The sequence below is a fragment of the Bordetella sp. N genome (genome assembly GCF_001433395.1).
Taxonomy (GTDB): Bacteria; Pseudomonadota; Gammaproteobacteria; order Burkholderiales; family Burkholderiaceae_B; genus Bordetella_C.
Genome location: NZ_CP013111.1, coordinates 3,075,900 through 3,097,712, shown reverse-complemented (window position 1 = coordinate 3,097,712; position 21,813 = coordinate 3,075,900). Strand labels below are relative to the sequence as shown.

The following is a 21,813-nucleotide window of genomic DNA, read 5'->3' as shown; positions in this document are numbered from 1 at the left end:
CCGCGGAGAGGAGCATCAGGCGTACCCGCCAGTTTCCGGGATCCGGATGCTGCGTTGCGGGAAAAAGGCCCGGAAGGGGTGTAACAGGGCGTTCCGAAAAGGCCCTGTTCCGGGCGTTATAAAGCGGGCTTTAGATCAACGAAACGTCATTTTGCTACGACATGGGCGCAAACTTGTTGGCAGTCTCCCCCTCTTCGTAGGCGCAAGTAATGCTTCGTATGTAGATCCTACGGGCGCTGGCGTTTTGAGGGGCGGATCAGGCATAGTGCGACTACTCCGAGCGGCAGCGTCATGGCCAGCCAGGAAGCCCAATGCCAGGCGCCCGTGCCCAGCAGGGCGGCCAGCAGTCCAAAGACGGTTAGCAGGCCCAGGAGGATAGGTACCCGCCAGACAAACCAAAAATTGTGCGATGCGGCCATTCGGTCCGGTTCCTCTTATTGTCAGTTTCGCCTGATTATATTAAGAATCGTTATCAGTTGGTCGGTCGTACTCAGGATAGGAGTCGCGCATGTCCCAATATCTGTACGTTCTGACCCGAGTGGATAGCCCGGGCAAGGCATGGCTGCTTCGTTCGGCACGGTCGCCGATGGAACGTGATGGCGGACAGGAAGAGTCGCCTCCGGCGGGCTACACGATCGCCCATTGCGAGACCGTGATGCGCGGCTTCGCCACCGAGCAACTGGCGCATGTGCTTTTGATGGAGGCCGGCTACCGGCCCGATGGCGCGAAGAATGGTTATGAGATCCCGCTGACGGAGATCATCCAGCTGGTGAAGCGCGCCGCCCAGGAAATCTTCATGGCGTTCGCCGGCGAATCGACCGACGAGCCGCCGTCCTCGGCGATGTGGAGTCCCGGCCGCCTGGGTGTCGAAACCGACGGTGTGGAGTCCGGTGACCGGGTGCCATGCGGGCGCCGTTCCGGCGCGTGGTCGCGCTGGCTGAACGAGGCCCGGCCCCGCATCATGGGCCGCTCGGGCCGCGGCTAAGGTTATTCCGGCCGGCGCCAGGCCTGCCACAGAATCAGCAACAGCAAGCCTGCGCCCACCAGGCCGCCGCCCGCGATATAGATCGGCCGGGCCCGTTCGGCCAGCGTCTGGTAATAGCCGATCGACGCCGCATTGGCATTGCGGGGAGGCGACAGCGGCGCCACGCTGAACGCGAAGGCCAGCATCGCGGCACCCAATAGCAGCATGAACAGGGCAGTCCAGCCCAGCCCGGCCCGGCGCGGTCCGCGCGGGGCCGTGTCGGCGGCCTTTGCCCGCTTGCTGCCGGTGCTGGCGCCCGCCGCTTTGGCGGCCGCCTTGGCTTCCTTGGCCGCGGCGGCGCCCGCCTTGGCTTCGGCCTTCACTGCCTTGGCATGTTCCTTTTCCGCTTTTTCCTTGGCCTTGGCCCGTTCCTGCCGCAGCTTTTCCTTCAAGGCTTGGGTGGCCTCGGCGCGCGCGGCCTTTTCCTCCGGCGACAGGCGTGGCCGGTTCAGCCAGGCGGGGATGGCGGCCAGCGCGGCGATGCCGCTCATGGCGCCGAACACCGCGGCGGCGGAAAGATGATTGCCGCCAGCGACCCAGTTGGCGGCGGCGTCGGACAGCATGGAGGCCCCCAGGGCGGCATGCAGCCTGTCCCCCAGGAAATAGATCAGCGCCAGCGCGCCGATCACCAGCAGGGCTACGACGGCGGCGCCGGCCACATTGCCACGCCGTTCATCGACGAAGGCAACGACAGCGATACCTACCAGCCGGATGCATAGCAGCGTCGCCAGCAGCAGCACGCCGGCAATGATCCAGGTAAGGGAAAAACCAAAAGCGAAACGAGCCAGAACCAGGGCCATCAGAGAGCAGGCGAGCGGGGAAAACCGCTCAACATAGCACATGTTGGCCGGCCGGACCCGCGCTTGCCGCCGACGTCAACGCGGCGGCAGGGCGCGGGTGGGGTCGACGGCGGTGCCGCCTCGGCGCAGCTCGAAGTAGAGTTCGACGCGCTTGCTGTCGCTATCGCCCATTTCGGCGATGGTCTGGCCCTGTTTGACCGACTGGCCTTGCTTGACCAGCAGCTTGCGGTTGTGGGCGTAGATGGTCAGGTAGGTCGACCCGTGGCGCACGATGATCAGGTTGCCGTAGCCGCGCAGCCCGTTGCTGGCATAGGCGACCGTGCCGGCGGCCGCCGCGATGATGGGCGTGCCGGGCTTGTTCACGATGCTGACGCCGCGCGATGCGCCGCCGTCGAAGCCGCGGGCCACCGTGCCGGGGGCCGGCCAGATCAGCTTGATGTCGGTGATGGGCGCGCCCGGCGCCAGCTTGGGCGGCGCCGGCGTGCTGGAGCCGCTGCTCTTGCTGGAATGCCTGGCAGGCGCGCTGCTGCCACCCGAGCTGCTGGCGGCCGATCCGCCCGGCGGATCGACGCGCAACACCTGGCCCTTGTCGATGCGATTGGCGCTGGACAGACTGTTCCAACGCATCAGCTCGCTGACGCTGCGGCCGTGGTCGCGCGCGATCTGGGTCAGGGTGTCGCCTGACTGCACCCGGTAAAAGCCGGGACCGACGGGGCCCGTCGAAGAAGCGCAGGCGGCCAGCATCAGCACCATGGCGACGGCGGCCAGGCGCGCGGCCCAGGGCTGGCGCGCATGGCCGCGCGGCGTGCTGGAAAACCAGCGTGAGAACGAAGGACGAAGGTCGGTTGCGGAGAAAACAGGCACTGGAATGCGTCGGAATTCCTGAGGGTCATAGGGGCGGCGCAAGCCGCCCCTGGGAGTCCGAAGGGTACCAAGAAATTCCGACACATGCGCTGGGCGGCGCTTCCTCAGCCGATTTGCACGGGCACGAAGATCTTGTCGTCGCCGCGCTGGACCAGCAAGGCCACCGTCTTGCCGGACTTGGTCAGCATGTCGCGCAGTTGCTGCACGCTGTGCGCCGGCACGCCGTTCACCGACAGGATGACGTCGCCGCGCTGGATGCCTGCCTTGGCGGCCGGCCCGCTGGCTTGCTGCACCAGCAGGCCGTCGGTATCCGCCTGTTCGCGTTCATCCGGCGTCAGCGGCCGCAGTGCCAGGCCCAGCTTGCCGTGCGTGGCGCCCTGGTCGCCGTTGCCGGCTACCGCGTCGCCTTTGCCGAGCGCGCCCAGGGTGGCGGTCAGGGTCTCGTGCTTGCCGTCGCGCCAGATATCCAGCTTGACCTGCTGCCCGGGCGCGGCCAGGTTGATCACCGACGACAGATCGCCCGACGAGACGATGTCGCGGCCGTCGATGGCGCGGATGATGTCGCCCGTCTTCACGCCGGCCTTGTCCGCGGCGCTGCCTTTTTCCACATTGGCGATCAGCGCGCCGGTGGGCGTATCCAGCTTGAACGAGTCGGCCAGGTCCTGATTGACCTCCTGCGCCATCACGCCCAGCTTGGCGTGTTCGACCTTGCCGTGCGCCAGGATCTGATCCTTGATCTTGTACGCGACGTCGATGGGAATGGAGAAAGACAGGCCCTGGAACCCGCCGGTGCGGGTGTAGATCTGCGAATTGATGCCGACCACCTGGCCACGGTCGTTGAACAGCGGGCCGCCCGAGTTGCCGGGGTTGACGGCCACGTCGGTCTGGATGAAGGGCACCGAGGTGTCGTCCGGCAATGACCGGCCCTTGGCGCTGACGATGCCGGCGGTGGCGGTGTTTTCCAGGCCGTACGGCGAGCCGATGGCCAGCACCCAGTCGCCCACCGACAGCGCGCCCACGTCGCCCACCTGCACCACGGGCAGGTTCTTGGCCTCGATCTTGATCACGGCGACGTCGGTCTGCGGGTCGGCGCCCAGCACCTTGGCATGGAATTCACGGCGATCAGTCAGCTTGACGACGACTTCCTTGGCGTCCTTGACCACGTGCGCGTTGGTCAGGATCACGCCGTCCGGGCTGATGATGAAGCCCGAGCCTTCGCCGCGGATGGGAACCTCGCGGGTGGCGTTGGGGCCATAGGGCATCATGCCGGGAAACTGGCCGCCGAAGAACTGCGCCAGGGGATTGTCGTCATCGTCGGCGGCCGACACCTTACGCAGCCCGCTGACGCTGATGTTGACCACCGCGGGGCCGTATTGACGGGTGATCTGGGCGAAATTCGGCGGGGTGACGGTGCCAACCGCCGCCTGGGGATTGGCGGGTTGCTGGGCTGCCGGCGGCGCGCTTTGCGCATGGGCCGAGCCGACCACGGCACTGGCGCCGGCGCCGCCGATGGCGCCCGCCGCCAGCAAGGCCAAGGCGAGACGGGTGGGGTAGAGAGTCCTGGTTTTCATGTCGCATCCTTTAGCGGGTTCTGGGAACACGGCGCCATGGTGCGACAGCAGTCTTAGGCCAAACTTAAGACGGAGATCAAGCCGGAAACACCACCTCGACGCGCAGGCCGCCCAATCCCGGCGCCTGCTCCAGCCGCACCGTGGCGCCGTGCCGTTCGGCGATGGCCCGCACGATGGACAGCCCCAGGCCGCTGCCCACTTCGTCGTGATTGGCCAGGCGGTAGAAGCGGTCGAACACCCGTTCGCGTTCCTCCTCGGGCACGCCCGGGCCGCTGTCGTCGACCAAGAGCCGCGCGCCGCCGGTACCGGGGCCGGGTTCAAGGATGATGTCGATGCGGCCGCCGGGGGGCGTGTACTTGATGGCGTTGTCCAGCAGGTTGCGCAGCAGCAGCGCCAGGGCATCGCTGTTGCCGCGCACCCAGGCGTGGGCGGCGCCGTCCATGCCGATGTCCATGGCGCGCGCATTGGCCTCGGCGAGGACATCGGCGATGGCCTGGCGGGCCACGTCGCCCAGGTCCACCTGCTGCGCCGGCAGGGTGTCGACGGCCACATCGTGGCGCGCCATGGAAAGCAGCTGTTCGATCAGGCGGCTGGCCCGTTCGATGCCGCTGCCCAGGCGTTGCAACGCCAGCTGATGGGCCTGCTCGTCGCCGGGCCGGGCCAGCGCCTGCAACTGCAGGCGCAGCGCGGCCAGCGGCGAGCGCAGCTCATGGGCGGCGTCGCCGACGAAGCGCTTTTGCAGGGCAAAGGCGTGGCGGGTGCGGTCGAGCAGCAGGTTCAGCTCGCGCACGAGCGGCAGGATTTCATCGGGCAGGCCCTGTTCGTCCACCGGCTCCAGGGCTTCGGGCTGGCGCGCCGCCAGTTCGGCGCGGGTGCGGCGCAGCGGCCGCAGCGACGCGCCCACCACGAACCAGACCACCAGCATCAGCAAGGGCGCGGCGGCGGCGATCGGTCCCACCGTGCGCAGGGCGAGGGCGCGCGCGGTGTCCTGGCGCACCTTCATGTCCTGCGCCACCTGGGTGACCTGGAAAGGCGACGCCACGGCATAGACGCGGTAGGTCGACGTATCCACGCGCACGTCGGAAAAGCCCAGCACCACGGGGTCCGGCAGCAATTTGCCGGTACGGGATTTGAACAGGCGCGCGCCGCTGGCCGTCCATATCTGGATGATCAGGTCATCGGCCGGAGCCGCGCTGGGCGCCGGCATGGGCGTGGCGCTGAGCAGGCCGTCGCCGGCCGTCAGCGACGTCGCCGTGCTGACCAGCTGGGCGTCGAAGATCTGGTCGGTCTGCTGCAGGGTGCTGCGATAGGCGAACACGCCTTGCACCAGAGCCGCGATCAGGATGGACGCCAGCAGGAAGAACAGCAGGCGCGCGCGCAGGGAATGACCCAGGGGGAATGTCATGTCTTGGGGATGACGTAGCCGACGCCACGCACGTTCTGGATGAAGCGTTGGCCCAGCTTCTTGCGCAGGCCGTGTATGTAGACTTCGACCGCGTTGCTGCTGATCTCGTCCTGCCAGCTGTACAGTTTTTCTTCCAGCTGGGCGCGCGAGTAGATCATGCCGGGACGCGCGATCAGGGGTTGCAGCACCGCCCATTCTCGCGCCGTCAGCATGACGGGTTCGCCGTTGACCGTGGCGGTGTGATCGCGGGGATCGATGGTGACGCCGTCGTGCTCGAATATGGGTTCGGCCCGGCCCGCGCTACGCCGCAGCAGGGCGCGCAGCCGTGCCAGCAGTTCGTCCAGGTCATAGGGTTTGACCACATAATCGTCGGCGCCAGCATCCAGGCCGGCGATGCGGTCCGCCACGGCATCGCGCGCCGTGGCGATCAGGACCGGCACGCGGTTGTTGCGGGCGCGCAGGTCGCGCAGCAAGGCCAGGCCGTTGCCGTCGGGCAGGCCGAGGTCGAGCAGGACGGCATCGTATGGCGTAGTCCGCAAAGCCAGATCGGCGCCGCGGACCTGCTTTTCCCAGTCCACCGCGTAGGCCTCGGCGCGCAGGCCGTCCCGCACGCTCTCGCCTATCATCTTGTCGTCTTCTATCAGCAGGACACGCATAGGACGACTCCCATACCGCGCGGGGTTTGCTCACGGCGGGCTTGGGCTGGCCGCGAGCGCTCCCGCCGGGTTTGCTCTCGTTTTGTAACTTCCAGAATCGTAATCCCTCCGAGGGCACGCGGTATAACAATTTATCCAAAAAAACCTGTCCACCCAGCAAGTGGCATATTCATTTTGCAGAGCCCACCCCTACCGGTCACCAAGAACAATATCACCGGCTACGCCTTCCTGTTCGACATGGATGGAACGCTGGCGCCGATTGCCGCCTCGCCGGAACAGGCCATGGTGCCTGACGCGACCCGCGCGGCGCTGAAAGAATTGCATGAGGCCTGCGGCGGCGCGCTTGCCATCGTCTCCGGCCGCCCCATCAGCGAAATCGACCACCTGGTCGCGCCGCAAGTCTATTGCGCGGCCGGCCTGCATGGCGCACAAGTGCGCGGCCCGGACGGGCGGCAGACCCAGCTCACCGTCGACAGCGATGCGGTCGGCGCCATGGTGCGCGCGCTGCTGCCCCTGGTGCAGGCCCATGCCGGCCTGCAGCTGGAAGACAAAGGCTTGTCCCTGGCGCTGCACTACCGTAATGCGCCCGACTTGCAGGCCCTGGCCAGCGAGGCCGTCAACGCGGTACTGCTTCCGCATACCGACGCGTTCGTCTTGCAGCCCGGCAAGATGGTGTTGGAAATCAAGCCGCGCGGCGCCAGCAAGGCAGGGGCCATCAGCCGTTTGATGGAAACTCCGCCGTTCGCGGGGCGTCTACCCTTGTTCGCGGGTGACGACCTGACCGACGAAGCCGGCTTCGACATGGCCCGCCAGATGGGCGGCGTGTCGATCAAGATAGGTGAAGGCGACACGCGCGCCGAGTGGCGCATGCCCACGCCGGCCGCCCTGGCGGGCTGGCTCGCCTTGCTTTATTGAACTTGAACAGCCGCTGAACGCCTGCGGTGCCTCGCGACGGCTGGCGAGGCATCCCGGCCGATGCGGCACGCGCCGTGCGTTGTGTCCGGCGATGACCAGCATTACAAGGAGTTCAGCCGTGAGCAGATTGATCGTGGTTTCAAATCGGGTCGCCCCGATTGCCGAAGGTAAGCCCACCGCCGGTGGTCTGGCGGTAGGGGTGTTCGATGCCCTGAAGCAGGCAGGCGGCATCTGGTTCGGGTGGAGTGGCGAAATCACCGAAGGCGACACGGCGCCGGAAGACGTGCATCTGGAAGCGCGCGACAACATCACCTATGCGACGGTGGGCTTGTCGCGCAGCGATTACGACCTTTACTACCGTGGCTTCTCCAACGGCACGCTGTGGCCGGTGTTCCACTACCGTCCCGACCTGAGCAGCTACGACCGGCGCGAGTACGCCGGCTACAAGAAGGTCAATGAATGGCTGGTGGCGCGGCTCAAGCCCTTGCTCAAGCCGGACGATCGCATCTGGGTTCATGACTACCACCTGCTGCCCTTCGCGCAGGCCTGCCGGCGCGCGGGCATACAGAATCGCATCGGGTTTTTCCTGCATATTCCCTTTCCGGCCGAGCAGGTCATGGCCACCGTGCCGCCGCACCAGGAACTGGTGGAGGCCATGTGCGAATACGACCAGCTGGGTTTCCAGTCGGATGGCGATCGCCGCGCTTTTACGGACTACGTGAGGCGCCGCCTGGGCGGTTCGCGCGTGGTGGACCGGGCCATCGAGCTGGAAGGCAAACGCATCGGGGTCGATGCGTACCCCATCGGCATCTATCCCGAAGAGATTCAGAGCCTGTCGCTCAAGCACAGCCGCTCGAAGCAGATCACCAATCTCAAGCAGGGGCTGCTGCAACGCCGCCTGATGGTGAGCGTGGACCGGCTGGATTACAGCAAGGGCCTGGTCGAACGCTTTGCCGCGTTCGAACGCCTGCTGGAAACCAAGGCGGAACATCGGGGGCAGGTCAGCTTCATCCAGATCGCGCCGCCGTCGCGCTCGGACGTCGAGCAGTACCGGCATATCCGCCGCCAGCTGGAAAGCGCGGCGGGGCGCATCAACGGGCGCTTTTCGGACCTGTCCTGGACGCCGCTGCGCTACATCAACAAGTCCTACGACCGGTCGCTGCTGATGTCGCTGTTTCGCGCGTCTCAGGTGGGCTATGTGACGCCGCTGCGCGACGGGATGAATCTGGTGGCCAAGGAGTACGTGGCGGCGCAGCCGCCGGATGATCCCGGCGTGCTGGTGCTGTCGGAATTTGCCGGGGCCGCCGAGGAATTGGCGGAAGGGGCTTTGCTGGTCAATCCCTACGACGCCGACGGCATGGCAGAAACCCTGCACCGGGCCCTGGTCATGTCGCTGCCGGAGCGGCTGGAGCGTTACGAGCACATGCTGCGCCGCTTGAACGACAATAATCTCTCGCACTGGCGTGACCGGTTCCTGCATGACTTGCAGGGCGCGGGGACGCCGGCCTGACCGGGAGACGGCGGGCATGGACGCGGTAGCGCGGCGGGACGACGAGTGGCTGGAACCAGACGGCCGGGGTGGTTATGCCAGCGGCACGGTGCTGGGGCCGCGCACCCGGCGCTATCACGCCTTGCTGCTGGTGGCGACACGGCCGCCGGCGGGCCGCGTGGTCCTGGTCAATGGCATGGAGGCATGGCTGGAGTGTGGCGGCCGCCGCGTCCCGCTGACCAGCCAGCGCTATCTGCCGGATATCGAAGTGCCCGCGGCGACGGCGCCTCGCGTGGGCTTCGACACGCAGCTCTGGCCGACCTGGCGGCTGCATGTCGACGACGACCATGATCTGCTGCACGAGTGCCTGGTTGAGCGCGAGGGCGGGCGGACGGTGCTGCGGTGGTCTCTGGTCGCTGCCGACCTTGAGGCTGCGGCCGCGCCCGATGCGGCACGAGTCGAAACGGGCAGTGGCGCGGGTAGTGGCTCGGGCGGTGACGTGGGCAGTGACTCGCGCAATGCGTGGCGCCTCTGTGTCAGGCCGCTGCTGTCGGGGCGCGACTATCACGCTTTGCATCACGAGAATTCCGCATTCGATTTCACGGCGGTGGCCGATGGAGGGCGCGTGGTTTGGCAGCCCTACGCGCAGCTGCCGGCGATCGAGGCGCGCAGCAACGGTGCTTACCGGCATGAGCCCGACTGGTACCGCAACTTCAGCTATGCGCGCGAGCGCGAACGTGGCCTGGACGATGGTGAAGACCTTGCCACGCCGGGCGTTTTCTCCTTCGACCTGACGGCCGGCCCGGCGGTGTTGATCTTGAGCGCGCAGGCCGACGGGCGCCTGGCGGACCGTGCGGCAGGCTCCTCCGATGCTGCTGCCTCGGGCATGGCCGCAGCCGATGCCGATGCCGACGCCGACGCCGACGCCGACGCCGACGCCGACGCCATCTTCGCCGCCGAGAAGACGCGCCGTGCCGCTTTTCCGGATCGCCTCGCCCGTTCGGCGGCGGCGTACATCGTGCCCCGGGACAGCGGTCCCACCTTGCTGGCGGGGTATCCCTGGTTCACGGACTGGGGCCGAGACACCTTCATCGCCATGCGCGGTCTGCTGCTGGCAACGGGTCGGGTCGCCGAGGCGGGCGATCTGCTGGCCGCCTGGACCGGCTATGTCTCCGCCGGCATGCTGCCCAATCGCTTCCCCGATGACGGCGGCGCGGCTGAATACAACACCGCCGACGCGTCCCTGTGGTTCATCGTCGCGGTCCATGAATATCTGGCGACCGGCCATGTCACGCCAGCGCGTCAGCGCAAGTTGCGCGACGCTGTCGACGCCATCCTGCAGGGCCATATCCAGGGCACACGCTACGGTATCGCCGTCGATGACGACGGGCTGCTGCGCGCCGGCGAGCCCGGCCAGCAACTGACGTGGATGGACGCGCGCGTGGACGGCCGCGAAGTCACGCCCCGCATCGGCAAGCCGGTGGAAATCCAGGCCTTGTGGCTCAACGCGCTGCGGATCGCGACGGCATGGGATGACGGGCTGAAACCGCGTCTGGACCGTGGCCAGCGCACGTTCGAAGCACGCTTCACGAGCCCGCGCGGTGGCCTGTACGACGTCATCGACTCGGATCACGTCGCCGGCCAAGTCGATGCGGCCATCCGCCCGAATCAGATCTTCGCCGTGGGCGGCTTGCCGTACCCCGTTTTGACCGGCATGGCCGCCCGCCATGTTTTGGAAACCGTCCAGCTGCATCTGTGGACACCGCTGGGCTTGCGCACCCTGGCGCCCACCGAACCCGCCTATGTCGGCCGGTACGCGGGCAGCCCCGCACACCGCGACGCCGCGTATCACCAGGGCACGGTATGGCCCTGGCTCATGGGCCCCTTCGTGCAGGCATGCTTGCGGGTGCATGGCGACCTGCCCGGCGTGCGCGAGGACGCGCGGCGGCGTTTTCTGACGCCCTTGCTGCAGCAGCTGGATGAGGGCGGCCTGGACCATATCGCCGAAGTCGCCGACGGCGACGCGCCGCACGCCTGGGGCGGCGCGCCTTGCCAGGCATGGTCCCTGGGCGAAACCCTGCGCATCGCCTCCTGGCTGGACCCGTCCGCCCCGGCTGGCCGCGGCATCGTCGGGCCTTTGTAAGCGGAGCGCGGTAAATTCAGCTGAACCCCGGTCAGCTGAACCACGGTCATCTGAACCGCGGTAGTCTACGCAGCGGAGACTTCCGCGTAGCGGACCTCGACAATATGAACGAATAGCCGCGCCTGCGCCTGGCAGACGTGGATTGGAAGCGTGAATGCCATTCAAACTGCCCCCCGGCTTGTTCGATACCGCCGAAGGCCACCGCCTGCATGCCGCGGATAAAACGCCTTGGCGCCGCTGGGGGCCTTATCTGAGCGACCGCCAATGGGGCACCGTGCGCGAGGACTACAGCGAGTTCGGCACGGCCTGGGATTATTTCCCGCACGATCACGCACGCAGCCGCGCCTATCGCTGGGGCGAGGACGGCATCGCCGGTTTCGGCGACGAGAAGCTGCGCTGGTGCGTGGGGCTGGCCCTGTGGAATGGCCGCGATCCCATCATCAAGGAACGCCTGTTCGGCCTGAACAACGCCGAAGGCAATCACGGCGAAGACGTCAAGGAGTTGTACTTCCACCTGGACGCCACGCCCACGCATTCCTATATGCGCATGATGTACCGGTATCCGCACGCGGCCTTTCCCTACGCAGACCTGGTGGCGGAGAACGGGCGGCGCGGGCCCGATCAGGCGGAATACGAAATCCTCGACACCGGTGTCTTCGACGACCAGCGCTATTTCGATGTCTTCGTGGAATACGCCAAGCACGCGTATGACGACGTCACCATGCGCATCACGGTTCATAACCGCGCGGACGAAGCCGCCGAGCTGCATCTGTTGCCGCAATTCTGGGCGCGCAATACCTGGTCCTGGGATGGCGATACGAACAAGCCTTCGCTGCGGCACAGGACAGGCGCCGCAGGTGAGGAGGTCATCGCGCGCCATGGCGCCCACGAACCGATGTTGGTCACCGCACAGGCCGCTATGCCGGTGCAGTGGTTGTTTTGCGAAAACGAAACCAACGTGCGCCGCCTGTTCGGCAACGACGGCGCGGGTCCGTTCAAGGACGGCTTCAACGACTACGTGGTGCATGGCGACGCGCAGGCGGTACGCCACGACGCGGGCACGCGCGCGGCGGCCTACGTCAAGCTGACCCTGGCCGCGGGCGGCAGCACGGTGATGACCTTACGCTGGCGGCCTTTGACAGGGAGCGATGCCGCGAACGGGGTGACGGCTGGCGGACCGCGGCCGGCGACCGGCAACGATGCCGCTGCGGCTGGCGGCCCTGCGCCCACGGACAGCCATGGCCAGGCGCACAGGCCCGCGCCCTATGACGTCGACTCCTTGTTCACGCAGCGCCGCGCGGAAGCCGACGCCTTCTATGCCTGCCTGCAGCAGGCGCTGCCCGATCCCGACGCCCGCCTGGTGCAGCGCCAGGCCCTGGCCGGCCTGCTGTGGTCCAAGCAGTACTACGAGTTCGACGTCAGCCGCTGGCTCGATGGCGACGCGGCGCAACCCAAGCCGTCCGCGCGCCGCAAGCGCGGCCGCAACGCCGACTGGCGCCATCTGGCCAATGGGGAAGTGATTTCCATGCCGGATAAATGGGAGTACCCCTGGTACGCGTCATGGGACCTGGCCTTCCAGGCCGCCGCCTTTGCGCTGGTCGACCCGGCCTTCGCCAAGCAGCAGCTGCTGTTGCTGGTCAAGGACCGCTATCAGCATCCCAACGGCCAGTTGCCCGCCTACGAATGGGCCTTCGGCGACGGCAATCCGCCCGTGCATGCGTGGGCGGCCTGGCGCGTCTACGAGATCGATCGTGCGTGGTCCGGGCGGCCCGACCATGAGTTCCTGGAGCTGATCTTCCACAAGCTGCTGTTGAATTTCGGCTGGTGGGTCAACCGCCGCGATGCCGACGGCCACAATATCTTCCAGGGTGGTTTCCTGGGTCTGGACAATATCGGCATCTTCGACCGTTCGGCGCCGCTGCCCACCGGCGGCCATATCGATCAGGCCGACGGCACGGCGTGGATGGCGGCCTATGCGCTGGACATGATGCGCATCGCCCTGGAACTGGCCACCGTCAACAAGACCTTCGTCGACATCGGCGTGAAGTTCTTCGAGCACTTTCTTTACATCGCCGGGGCGGTCAATAGCGGCGATGAGGACGAGCGCGGCTTGTGGGACGACGAAGACGAGTTCTTCTACGACGCGCTGCACTTGCCGGATGGCAGCAGCCAACCCATGCGGGTCCGGTCCATCGTCGGCCTGATTCCCTTATTCGCGGTGCACGTGCTGGAAGAACGCGTGCATGGCCGCCTGCCTGGTTTCAAGGAACGCCTGCGCTGGTTCCTGCGGCATCGTCCGGACCTGGCGAAGCTGGTCTCGCGCTGGACCGAACAAGGCGTGGGCAATTCCGTGCTGCTGTCCCTGCTGCGGGGCCACCGTACCAAAGCCTTGCTGCGCCGCGCCCTGGACACCGAAGAGTTCCTTTCCGACCACGGCGTGCGGGCGCTGTCGCGTTACCACCGCGATCATCCCTTCGTCTACCAGCACGGCGGCGACAGCTTCGGCATCCGCTACCTGCCTGGCGAATCCGAAGGCCGCGTGTTCGGCGGCAATTCCAATTGGCGCGGGCCGGTATGGCTGCCGGTGAATTATCTGCTGATCGAATCGCTGTACGAATTCCACCGCTATTACGGTGACGACTTCCGTGTTGAATATCCCACCGGTTCGGGGAAGCTGCTCACGCTGCGCGAAATCGCCGATGCCTTGTCCGCGCGGGTGATCGGGCTGTTCCTCAAGGACGGCTCCGGCCGCAGGCCTTCCATGGCCAGCTACCCGTCCTTGCAGGGCGATCCCGCCAGCCGCGACATGGTGCTGTTCCACGAATACTTCCATGGCGACGACGGGCGGGGGATGGGGGCATCGCATCAGACCGGCTGGACCAGCCTGGTGGCTTTGCTGATACAGCGAACCGGCGGCGACACGCATGGGGACGTGCCGGATGATGGGGAGGGGATCGACCTCAGGGAAGATTGAGGCGGCGCCGATGTGGGCCATTGGGCCCTTTCCCTTCGGGGGCACGCTTTGGAACCGCAAGAACCTGGGTCAGTTGTCAGGCCGCAGTGGATCGTCCTGTGCATCGTCCGGCGGCAGCAACTGCCTGTCGCCCAGCGCGTTATGAATCAGCGCGAGCCGATGCAGTGGATCAGTGGACAGCAGCAAGGCCGCTTTCTCTTCGATGGGCAGGGGCAGCAGCTCGGTCCAGCGGTCGGCCACCCAGCCGCATTCGTCCAGGCGGAAGGGCGGTACCAGCGGCATCAGATGAGCCGGCGTGCCGCTCTTTTGCAATTGCGCGATCAGTGCCCCCAGCGCATTGGCACAGCTCTGCAGGCGTTGCGGCACGGGAAGGACGGGATCGTCGTCCAGCAGGTCGGCCGTGCCGTGCCATAAACCGTATTGGCCCTGTTCGCTGTCGCGCAGAAGGAAACGCTGCGTGGCGCTACAGGTGATCTGCATCAGGCCGGGCATGGGCGTGGTGCGCTCTTCCACCCGCACCAGGGTGCCGGCCTGCGCCAGCACTTCGCCGCCTTCCGGCTTGCGCACCTCGCTGCCCGCGAGCAGCGGAACCACGCCGAAAGGCGTGCCTTCCGCGATGCATCGTTCGATCAGGCTCAGGTAGCGCACCTCGAAGATGCGCAGGCGCAGCACACCGGCCGGGAAGACGGCGTTACCGAGCGGAAAGAGGGGAATCGAAGCCATGGGTCGATGATAAGCTATGTAGGCCTGTTTGCCCTGGCTGGCCGCGACGTCCGATCGGCGCCGGCCGGGTCCTTCACATCGTCGGCAACCACGGAGTAGACGACCAGATGCCTGGCCTGACCCGCCGCTTGAACAGGCTTTTCTGCCGCGCAATGGCAGCATTCAAAATACTCCCGGCACGCAGCGCCATGGCCGCGCTGGCGTGCTGCGTGGCAGTGCTCCTGGGTCTGTCAGCGGTTCCGGCGCATGCGCAAGGCAACGCCGGCGACACGGTGCTGCACATCGGTTCCAAGCGCTTTACCGAGTCCTACATCCTTGCCGAAGTGCTGGCCCAGGCCGTCGCGGCGCGCACCGGGACCAGTCCCGTCGTGCGCCAGGGCCTGGGCAATACCGCCATCGTCTATCAGGCCTTGCAGACCGGCGGCATCGACCTGTACCCCGAATACGAAGGCACCATCGTGCAGGAAATCCTGCGCAGCGATCGTCCCTTGACCCTGGCGCAGATGCGGCCTGAACTGGCCAAGCTGGGCCTGGGTGTCGATATCCCGCTGGGCTTCAACGACGGCTATGCGTTGGCCATGCGCGCGGCCGATGCTGACCGCCTGGGTATCGCCACCCTCAGCGACCTGGCGCGCCATCCTGAACTGCACCTGGGCCTGTCCAACGAGTTCATCGGCCGCGCCGACGGTTGGCGCGGGCTCGCGCAGCGCTATGGCTACCGGCAGGCGCCGATCGGCCTGGATCATGGCCTGGCCTATGACGCCTTGGGCAAAGGGCAGGTCGACGTCATCGACATCTACACCACGGACGCCAAGATCAAGGCCCTGGGCCTGCGCGTGTTGCGTGACGATCTTGGCTATTTCCCCCGCTATGACGCGGTGGTGCTGCATCGCCTGGACCTGCCGCAACGGCACCCGCAGGCATGGGCGGCCATGCAGGCGCTGGCCGGCAGCATCGACGAGAACGCGATGATCACCATGAACGCGCGCGCCGAACTGGATGGCGTGCCCTTCCAGACCATCGCCCAGGAATGGCTGGCGGCGCGCCAGCGTGGCGAAGCGCCGCCCGAGCCCGGCCGCGAAGCGCGCGGCTTCCTGGCCAAGCTGTTCGGCCCGGATTTGGGACGCTTGACCGCGCAGCACCTGCTGCTGGTCGGCGTGGCGGTGCTGGTGGCCTGCATGATCGCGGTGCCGGCCGGCATCCTGGTGCATGCGCGGCCCCGGCTGCGGGCCTTGGCGCTGGGCGTGGCCGGTCTGTTGCAGACCATTCCCTCGCTGGCCTTGCTGGCGGTATTGATTTCCCTGACCGGCGCGATCGGCGCGCTGCCGGCGCTGACGGCCCTGATGCTGTACGCGCTCTTGCCCATCTTCAGCAATACCTGCGCCGGCCTGGGCGAAGTATCGGGCTCGATGCGGCAGGCGGCCATCGCCCTGGGGATGACGTCCGGCCAGGCTTTGCGGCTGGTGCAGTTTCCGCTGGCGCGGCCCACCATCATCGCGGGGGTGCGGACGGCGACGTCGATCGCCATCGGCACCGCCACCATCGCGGCCTTCATCGGTGCCGGTGGTTACGGCGAACGCATCGTCACCGGCCTGGCCTTGAACGACCGTGCCTTGATGCTGGCCGGCGCCGCGCCCGCGGCCGCCCTGGCCCTGGTCAGCGAGCTGTTGTTCGAAGCGCTGCAATGGCGGCTGCGCCGCCATACGCGGGTCTGAGCGGCGCCCCGATCTATTCCGCCTTGGTGTTCATCTGCTTGATCAGCGCGCTCCATTTGCGCTGTTCGGCTTGAGTGAACTTGCCGAAGTCGGCGGCGCTGCCGCCCACGGGATCGGCGCCCTCGGCGATCATCTTGTCCTTGAGTTCCGGCAGGACGGCATTGATGGACGTGTTGAGCTTGGCGATCACGGCCGGCGGGGTGCCCTTAGGCGCGAACATGCCGAACCAGGAGCCCGCTTCAAAGCCGGGAAAGCCGCTCTCGGCCACGCTGGGGATATCGGGCATGGACGCCGAGCGGCGCACGCTGCTGACCGCGATGGCGCGCAGCTTGCCTGCCTTGATCTGGCCGATCACCGACGGAATGGTGGCGAACATGAATTGCACGCGGCCTGTGAGCAGGTCGTTGAGCGCGTCCGCGCCCTTGTAGGGCACGTGCGTGGCCTGCACATTGTTGAGCTGCATCAGCATGTAGCTGGACAGGTGCGAGGACGTGCCGATGCCGGTCGAGCTGTAGTTCAGCTTGCCCGAGTGAGTCTTGGCGTAGGCCAGGAATTCCTTCATGTTGTGGATGGGCAGATCGGGCGGCACCACCAGCACATTGGGCACGTCGGCGATCTGGATGACGGGCACCAGGTCCACCAGGGGGTCGTAGTTCAGCTTGTTGAGGCTGGAGTTCACCGCGATCGGACCGACGGAGTCGACGATCAGGGTATAGCCGTCCGGTGCGGAGCGCGCGACATATTCAGTGCCGATATTGCCGCCGGCGCCGGGCTTGTTCTCGACGATGAAGGATTGCTTGAAGCGCTGGCCGAGCAGGTTGGAGACGCTGCGGGTAAGGATGTCGGTGGTGCCGCCGGCCGTGAAGGCCACGACTACCTTGACGGGTTTGTCGGGATACTCGTCCGCGCGCGCCGCGCTGGTGAACGCCAGGCTGCCCATCAAGGTGCTTGCCAGCAGGGCTCCGGTGGCGATGCGCCGACGCAGGGTGATAGCGGGACTGCTTGTCATTGTCTTCCTCCTCGTTTTTCCGCAGGGTCGCGGGATTCGTGTGGCGCGGGCCCATCGCCGTGAAGGCGTTGGGCCCGGAACGCTGAATCTTCTTTATGGAGGCAATATACGGCACGGAGCAGGGCGCGGCCATGCTCCAAATCCCGGGCGTTGGACAGCCGGGCTGCCAGGCGGCAGCCGACGGCGCGCCGGAATCCGCCGATCAACCGTCGGCTTTGATCCCCGCCTTGCCGACCACTTCAGCCCAGCGATGGATCTCCGTTTGCTGGAACTGCGCGAAGTCGCGTGGTGTGATGCCGGAAGGCTCGACGCCCATGTCGCGCAGCTGCGCCAGCACCTTGGGCTGCTTCAAGACGTCGGCAATGGCGTGATAAAGCTTGTCGAGGATGGCCGGCGGCAGACCCGCCGGCGCGAAGATCGCCTGCCAGGCCTGCACCTGATAGCCGGCCACACCCGCTTCCATCATGGTGGGCACGTCCGGCAGGCTGTCCAGGCGTTTTGGCGAAGTCACCGCCAGCGCCCGCAGCTTGCCGCCCTTGACGTGCGAGATCACGGTGGGCCCTTCGAACATGAAGTCGACCTGGCCGCCGATCACATCGGGCAGGGCCGAGCGGCTGGAGTAGGGCACGTGGACCATCTTGATGCCTGCCAGCTGTTCGAGCAGCACGCCGGAGAGGTGTTGCGTGGTGCCGATGCCCGACGACGCGAAGGACACGGTGCCGGGCCGCTTGCGCGCGTCCGCGATGAGGTCGGCGACGCTTTTATAGGGACTGTCCTGCCGCACCACCAGGGTGTTGCCGTTCATGCCGATGATGGTGACGGGCTGGAACGAACGCACCGGGTCGTACTGCATGTTGCGGAACAGGCTGGGATTGATGGCGTGCGACGCGATGCTGGCGCCCAGCAGGGTATAGCCGTCCGGCGGGGCTTTGGCGACGTAGGCCGAACCTATCATGCCGGTGGCGCCGGGTCGGTTGTCGACCACCACCGACGTGTGCAGCGCGTCGCCCAGGTGCTGGGCGACGATACGGCCCAGCACGTCGGTGTTGCTGCCGGGCGGAAAGGCCACGACGTAGTTGATGGGCCGGTCGGGCCACGCGCCGGCGGCCGCGCTGATGCGCGGCAAGGCCAGGGCCGCCATGGCGGCGAGGGTGGAACGCAGGAATTCCTTGCGGTGCATGTATGTCTCCTCCTCGTGTCCAGGGTGCCGCTGTGCCGCGGCTGTGGTGCCGGCGGCTTGCGCCGCCGGCGTCCTGGTACCAGGGTGTTTTGTTTTTAGACTGCGGACTCCACGGGGCGCGGATTATTTTTCGTTGACGGTGCCCCACTGGCCATAGCGCGTCACGGCTTTTTCATCGAAGTTGAAGCCCAGGCCGGGTTCCTGGTGCAGGATGACATGGCCGTCGCGATGCTCCAGCTGGCGGTCGACCAGGCGGCGGAAGTTGAGCACCTGGTCGTCCCAGAAGAATTCGACGTAACGGGCGTTGGGCGTGGCCGCCACCAGCGGGGCGTGGACGTCGTGGAACCAGTGCGGGCACACCACCACGCCATAGCTGGCGGCCGTGGCCGCGATGCGCTTCCATTCGGTGATGCCACCGCACACCAGCGCGTCGGTCTGCAGGATGGAGGCGCCGGCCTTGTCCAGCAGTTCCTTGTGGTACCAGCGGCCGTAGCCGATTTCGCCGGTCGCCACGGGCACGCGGGTCAGGCGCGCCAGCTTGGCGTGGCTGTCGATGTCGTCCGGGGAGAAGGGTTCTTCCAGGAAGTAGGGGTTGTATTGTTCGAAGCGCTGGACGTACTGCATGGCTTGCGTGACGTCGGACCACGCATTGTTCATGTCCATCATCAGTTCGACGTCGGGGCCGATGGCTTCGCGGGCCGCGCGCAGGCGGGCTTCTTCTTCCTTGGGGCTGAGGCGACCAGCTTTCATCTTGACGGCCTTGAAGCCCTTGGCGACGTAGCTGGCCATTTCTTCGCCCAGCTTGGCCGGGGTCTTGCCTTCCAGGTAATAGCCGCCGCTGGCGTAGGCCGGCACGCTGTCCAGCGCGGACGCGCCCAGGTAGCGGTGCAAGGGCAGCTTGGCGCTGCGGGCGTTCAGGTCCCACAGGGCGGTGTCCAGCGCGCTGATGGCGCGCATGACGGTGCCGGCGCGGCCTTGCAGCAAGGAGTCGTTGTACATCTTTGCCCACAGGGCTTCGACCGCGCTGCTGTCTTCGCCCACCAGCAGGGGGGCCAGCAATTGTTCCACCGCCACCGAAAAGAGCTGACCGGCGGCGCTACCGACGTAGCAGAAGCCGATGCCTTCGACACCGTCGCTGCTACGCACCTTGACCAGGCCGTAGTGGCGGGTACTGACGGTGCGGGTGGAGAACGACGTCACCTTGTCGAGGGGGACGGCGGCGTGGCAGAACTGGACCGAAGCGATACGGGGCACGGGGTGGCTCCTTTGATGATTGGCTTATAGGCGGGTGTTGATGAGGGTCATTCTTGGGGATGCCAGGAAAAAGAAAAATAGCGGTTTGGCATCTTGTGAAGATGTAATATCCATCTTCCGGGATGGATGTTTTTCCCATTGCACGGGAGGGATTCCTTGAGGGGCTCCGCCCCTCAATACGCCCCGTCAGCACGGGCCGAGGCGGCGCGTAACCCGCGCGAGGAGCGTTGAGGGGCGGAGCCCCTCAACCTAATAACCTCCGGGTTGCCCGGAAAACTGATTTCCGAGACCGTCATGGACACCCGATTCCTGCAGAGCTTCATCCATGTGGTCGAGTCCGGTTCCATCGCCGAAGCCGCCCGCCGGCTGGACCTGACGCCGGCCTCCGTCGCGCAACGGCTGAAAGCGCTGGAAGCCTCCGTCGGCAGCAAGCTGGTCGCCCGCTCCGGCCGCAACGTGCGGCCCACCGTCGCCGGCAATCGCATCATGGAACGCGCCCGGCGCCTGGTCGACGAAGTGCGCGACCTCAAATCAGCCGCTTCGGGCACGGATATGCCGGCCGGCCCCCTGCGCCTGGGCGCCACGCCCACCGCCTTGACCGGCATCGTGCCCACCGTCCTCAAACAATGGGTGGCCCGTCACCCCGACATCGAGATCTACATCGACCCCGGCTCCACGGTAAGGCTGTACAGCCGCGTGCTGGCCGGCGAACTGGATGCCGCGGTGCTGGTCCATCCGCTGTTCGACCTGCCCAAGGGCTACGCCTGGTGCCCCTTGCGCGAAGAGCCCCTGATTCTGCTGACCCGCCACGACGTCTCCGGCCGTGACGCCCTGGCCATCGCGGCGCGCGAACCCTTCATCCGCTATGACCGCAGCGTCGTCGGCGGACGGCTTGCCGATGACTACCTGCGCGAACGCGGCATCCGCCCGCACGTGCGCTTCGAGCTGGACGGCATCGAGTCGATCGCCAAGCTGGTGTCGGAAGGGCTGGGCGTGTCGGTGCTGCCGGACTGGCCGGTCATCGGCCCGGCCGATCCCGCGTTGAAGAAATGGACGCTGCCTGCACCACGGCCCACTCGCACCGTCGGCGTCCTGTGGCAACCCTCTTCGGTGCGCGCCCAATTGGTCCAGGCCTTCGTACAACTGGCCCTGGCTGGAAAACGCCGCCGGACGGGCTAGGCCGAGCGGCCGGCCGCACATCAGCGACGCGTCTTGCCGGCGCCTGTCGCGGGCGGCAACGCTTATCCGCCGCCGGGATCTGTCACGCGTTGCTGCTACAGTAAGCGCTTTCCCCCATCCTCCCAAATATCGTGACTGCTCCCGACGACAAACACTCCGCCGCCGCGCTTGCCGACGAATCCCATCTGGTCGAAACCCTCGTCGGTCGCGAGACGCTGTTCAAAGGTGGTTTCCTGGAAGCTCGCCGCGACACGGTGCGCCTGCCGAATGGCAACACGTCCACGCGTGAATACGTGGTGCATCCGGGCGCTGTCGTGGTCATCCCCTTGCTGGACGACGGCCGCCGCGTGCTGGTCGAACGTCAGTTCCGCTATCCCGTCGGCCGCGTGATGATCGAATTCCCCGCCGGCAAGCTGGACCCAGGTGAGGATCCTTACGACTGCGGCCGGCGCGAGCTGCTGGAAGAAACCGGTTATCGCGGCGGTGAATGGGCGTACGCGGGTGCGCTACATCTGGCGATCGCGTATTCCACCGAAATCATCCACATCTACTTCGCCCGCAACCTGCAGGCAGGGGCCGCCGAGCTGGACCCGGACGAATTCCTCGACGTCCACGCCATGGATGTGGAAGAACTCTACGAAGCCTGCCGGGATGGTCGCGTGACCGATTCGAAAACGCTTACGTGCACCCTGTGGCTGCAGAACGTCCTGAGCGGCGCCTGGCCGCTGGAGTGGCAGCGCAACGAATAGCGCTCCGCGCGTGGCTGCGTTTCGCCATCAAAGAAAGGCCTGTGCATTGCACAGGCCTTTCTTTTCAATCAGGGGCACAGCGGAGCCGGCTTTGCCGGTCCGCCAGTGCCGCCCCCTTGAGGGGGAGGCGCGAAGCGCCTGGGGGAGGGCCTACTCTCCGGTC

At 66.6% G+C, this 21,813-nt stretch carries 18 protein-coding genes; 8 read left to right on the top strand and 10 right to left on the bottom strand.

The window, feature by feature from the left end:
* Window positions 1-227: 227 nt before the first annotated feature.
* A complete protein-coding gene (locus ASB57_RS31590) occupies window positions 228-419 on the bottom strand; it encodes a hypothetical protein (RefSeq protein ID WP_057652646.1) in 192 nt (63 codons plus the stop codon).
* 89 nt (window positions 420-508) lie between these two features.
* Between ASB57_RS31590 and ASB57_RS13175 the strand changes: the two genes are divergently transcribed.
* Complete coding sequence (locus ASB57_RS13175; RefSeq protein ID WP_057652645.1) at window positions 509-985, top strand: GIY-YIG nuclease family protein; 477 nt, start codon at window positions 509-511, stop codon at window positions 983-985.
* A 2-nt stretch (window positions 986-987) separates the two neighbouring features.
* On the opposite strand, the gene ASB57_RS13170 is transcribed toward ASB57_RS13175, so the two are convergent.
* The 5 genes from ASB57_RS13170 to ASB57_RS13150 all read right to left on the bottom strand — a co-directional run bounded on the left by ASB57_RS13170 (window position 988) and on the right by ASB57_RS13150 (window position 6,320).
* Window positions 988-1,824 carry a hypothetical protein gene (locus ASB57_RS13170; RefSeq protein ID WP_057652644.1) on the bottom strand — a complete coding sequence of 279 codons (837 nt, stop codon included), beginning with the start codon at window positions 1,822-1,824 and terminating at the stop codon, window positions 988-990.
* Window positions 1,825-1,899: 75 nt separating this feature from the next.
* Window positions 1,900-2,577 (bottom strand): peptidoglycan DD-metalloendopeptidase family protein, encoded by a 678-nt coding sequence (locus ASB57_RS13165; protein ID WP_057656120.1) that lies wholly within the window; start codon window positions 2,575-2,577, stop codon window positions 1,900-1,902.
* A gap of 215 nt (window positions 2,578-2,792) precedes the next feature.
* Window positions 2,793-4,259: a DegQ family serine endoprotease gene (locus tag ASB57_RS13160; RefSeq protein ID WP_057652643.1), complete on the bottom strand. Its 1,467-nt coding sequence runs from the start codon at window positions 4,257-4,259 to the stop codon at window positions 2,793-2,795.
* A 76-nt stretch (window positions 4,260-4,335) separates the two neighbouring features.
* The gene (locus ASB57_RS13155) at window positions 4,336-5,664 is read right to left on the bottom strand and encodes an ATP-binding protein (protein ID WP_057652642.1); all 1,329 of its coding nucleotides are present in this window, start codon (window positions 5,662-5,664) and stop codon (window positions 4,336-4,338) included.
* On the bottom strand, window positions 5,661-6,320 hold the full coding sequence (locus ASB57_RS13150) for a response regulator (RefSeq protein WP_057652641.1): 660 nt from the start codon (window positions 6,318-6,320) through the stop codon (window positions 5,661-5,663). Before ASB57_RS13150 ends, ASB57_RS13155 begins: the two co-directional genes overlap by 4 nt.
* A 174-nt stretch (window positions 6,321-6,494) precedes the next feature.
* Between ASB57_RS13150 and otsB the strand changes: the two genes are divergently transcribed.
* From otsB to ASB57_RS30640, 4 genes are all read left to right on the top strand, one after another.
* Window positions 6,495-7,235 carry a trehalose-phosphatase gene (gene otsB, locus ASB57_RS13145; RefSeq protein WP_082621584.1) on the top strand — a complete coding sequence of 247 codons (741 nt, stop codon included), beginning with the start codon at window positions 6,495-6,497 and terminating at the stop codon, window positions 7,233-7,235.
* A gap of 118 nt (window positions 7,236-7,353) precedes the next feature.
* The gene (gene otsA, locus ASB57_RS13140) at window positions 7,354-8,745 is read left to right on the top strand and encodes an alpha,alpha-trehalose-phosphate synthase (UDP-forming) (RefSeq protein WP_057652640.1); all 1,392 of its coding nucleotides are present in this window, start codon (window positions 7,354-7,356) and stop codon (window positions 8,743-8,745) included.
* Between the two features lie 16 nt (window positions 8,746-8,761).
* The gene (locus tag ASB57_RS13135; protein ID WP_057652639.1) at window positions 8,762-10,867 is read left to right on the top strand and encodes an amylo-alpha-1,6-glucosidase; all 2,106 of its coding nucleotides are present in this window, start codon (window positions 8,762-8,764) and stop codon (window positions 10,865-10,867) included.
* Between the two features lie 154 nt (window positions 10,868-11,021).
* Complete coding sequence (locus ASB57_RS30640) at window positions 11,022-13,841, top strand: glucosidase (protein WP_082621583.1); 2,820 nt, start codon at window positions 11,022-11,024, stop codon at window positions 13,839-13,841.
* A 69-nt stretch (window positions 13,842-13,910) separates the two neighbouring features.
* Here the strand turns inward: ASB57_RS30640 and ASB57_RS13125 are convergent, their stop codons facing one another.
* Entirely contained in the window at window positions 13,911-14,564 is a 654-nt protein-coding gene (locus ASB57_RS13125) for an LON peptidase substrate-binding domain-containing protein (protein ID WP_057652638.1), read from the bottom strand.
* A 152-nt stretch (window positions 14,565-14,716) separates the two neighbouring features.
* On the opposite strand from ASB57_RS13125, the gene ASB57_RS13120 reads away from it, so the two are divergent.
* Window positions 14,717-16,279 carry a glycine betaine ABC transporter substrate-binding protein gene (locus ASB57_RS13120; RefSeq protein WP_231755416.1) on the top strand — a complete coding sequence of 521 codons (1,563 nt, stop codon included), beginning with the start codon at window positions 14,717-14,719 and terminating at the stop codon, window positions 16,277-16,279.
* Window positions 16,280-16,292: 13 nt separating this feature from the next.
* Here ASB57_RS13120 and ASB57_RS13115 read toward each other — a convergent pair whose 3' ends face one another.
* The 3 genes from ASB57_RS13115 to ASB57_RS13105 all read right to left on the bottom strand — a co-directional run bounded on the left by ASB57_RS13115 (window position 16,293) and on the right by ASB57_RS13105 (window position 19,722).
* Entirely contained in the window at window positions 16,293-17,288 is a 996-nt protein-coding gene (locus ASB57_RS13115; protein ID WP_057652636.1) for a tripartite tricarboxylate transporter substrate binding protein, read from the bottom strand.
* Window positions 17,289-17,490: 202 nt separating this feature from the next.
* Complete coding sequence (locus ASB57_RS13110; protein WP_057652635.1) at window positions 17,491-18,468, bottom strand: tripartite tricarboxylate transporter substrate binding protein; 978 nt, start codon at window positions 18,466-18,468, stop codon at window positions 17,491-17,493.
* Window positions 18,469-18,591: 123 nt separating this feature from the next.
* Window positions 18,592-19,722 (bottom strand): mandelate racemase/muconate lactonizing enzyme family protein, encoded by a 1,131-nt coding sequence (locus ASB57_RS13105; RefSeq protein ID WP_057652634.1) that lies wholly within the window; start codon window positions 19,720-19,722, stop codon window positions 18,592-18,594.
* 294 nt (window positions 19,723-20,016) lie between these two features.
* Here ASB57_RS13105 and ASB57_RS13100 point away from each other — a divergent pair, with 294 nt between their 5' ends.
* A complete protein-coding gene (locus ASB57_RS13100) occupies window positions 20,017-20,901 on the top strand; it encodes a LysR family transcriptional regulator (RefSeq protein WP_057652633.1) in 885 nt (294 codons plus the stop codon).
* 131 nt (window positions 20,902-21,032) lie between these two features.
* On the top strand, window positions 21,033-21,650 hold the full coding sequence (locus ASB57_RS13095) for an NUDIX domain-containing protein (RefSeq protein ID WP_057652632.1): 618 nt from the start codon (window positions 21,033-21,035) through the stop codon (window positions 21,648-21,650).
* The last annotated feature ends 163 nt before the right edge of the window (window positions 21,651-21,813 follow it).

What these genes read in the sequence shown, in the direction of transcription:
- ASB57_RS31590 (WP_057652646.1), bottom strand. Translation starts at nt 419, where the DNA reads ATGGCCGCATCGCACAATTTTTGGTTTGTCTGGCGGGTACCTATCCTC.
- ASB57_RS13175 (WP_057652645.1), top strand. Translation starts at nt 509, where the DNA reads ATGTCCCAATATCTGTACGTTCTGACCCGAGTGGATAGCCCGGGCAAG.
- ASB57_RS13170 (WP_057652644.1), bottom strand. Translation starts at nt 1,824, where the DNA reads ATGGCCCTGGTTCTGGCTCGTTTCGCTTTTGGTTTTTCCCTTACCTGG.
- ASB57_RS13165 (WP_057656120.1), bottom strand. Translation starts at nt 2,577, where the DNA reads ATGGTGCTGATGCTGGCCGCCTGCGCTTCTTCGACGGGCCCCGTCGGT.
- ASB57_RS13160 (WP_057652643.1), bottom strand. Translation starts at nt 4,259, where the DNA reads ATGAAAACCAGGACTCTCTACCCCACCCGTCTCGCCTTGGCCTTGCTG.
- ASB57_RS13155 (WP_057652642.1), bottom strand. Translation starts at nt 5,664, where the DNA reads ATGACATTCCCCCTGGGTCATTCCCTGCGCGCGCGCCTGCTGTTCTTC.
- ASB57_RS13150 (WP_057652641.1), bottom strand. Translation starts at nt 6,320, where the DNA reads ATGCGTGTCCTGCTGATAGAAGACGACAAGATGATAGGCGAGAGCGTG.
- ASB57_RS13135 (WP_057652639.1), top strand. Translation starts at nt 8,762, where the DNA reads ATGGACGCGGTAGCGCGGCGGGACGACGAGTGGCTGGAACCAGACGGC.
- ASB57_RS30640 (WP_082621583.1), top strand. Translation starts at nt 11,022, where the DNA reads ATGCCATTCAAACTGCCCCCCGGCTTGTTCGATACCGCCGAAGGCCAC.
- ASB57_RS13125 (WP_057652638.1), bottom strand. Translation starts at nt 14,564, where the DNA reads ATGGCTTCGATTCCCCTCTTTCCGCTCGGTAACGCCGTCTTCCCGGCC.
- ASB57_RS13120 (WP_231755416.1), top strand. Translation starts at nt 14,717, where the DNA reads ATGGCAGCATTCAAAATACTCCCGGCACGCAGCGCCATGGCCGCGCTG.
- ASB57_RS13115 (WP_057652636.1), bottom strand. Translation starts at nt 17,288, where the DNA reads ATGACAAGCAGTCCCGCTATCACCCTGCGTCGGCGCATCGCCACCGGA.
- ASB57_RS13110 (WP_057652635.1), bottom strand. Translation starts at nt 18,468, where the DNA reads ATGCACCGCAAGGAATTCCTGCGTTCCACCCTCGCCGCCATGGCGGCC.
- ASB57_RS13100 (WP_057652633.1), top strand. Translation starts at nt 20,017, where the DNA reads ATGGACACCCGATTCCTGCAGAGCTTCATCCATGTGGTCGAGTCCGGT.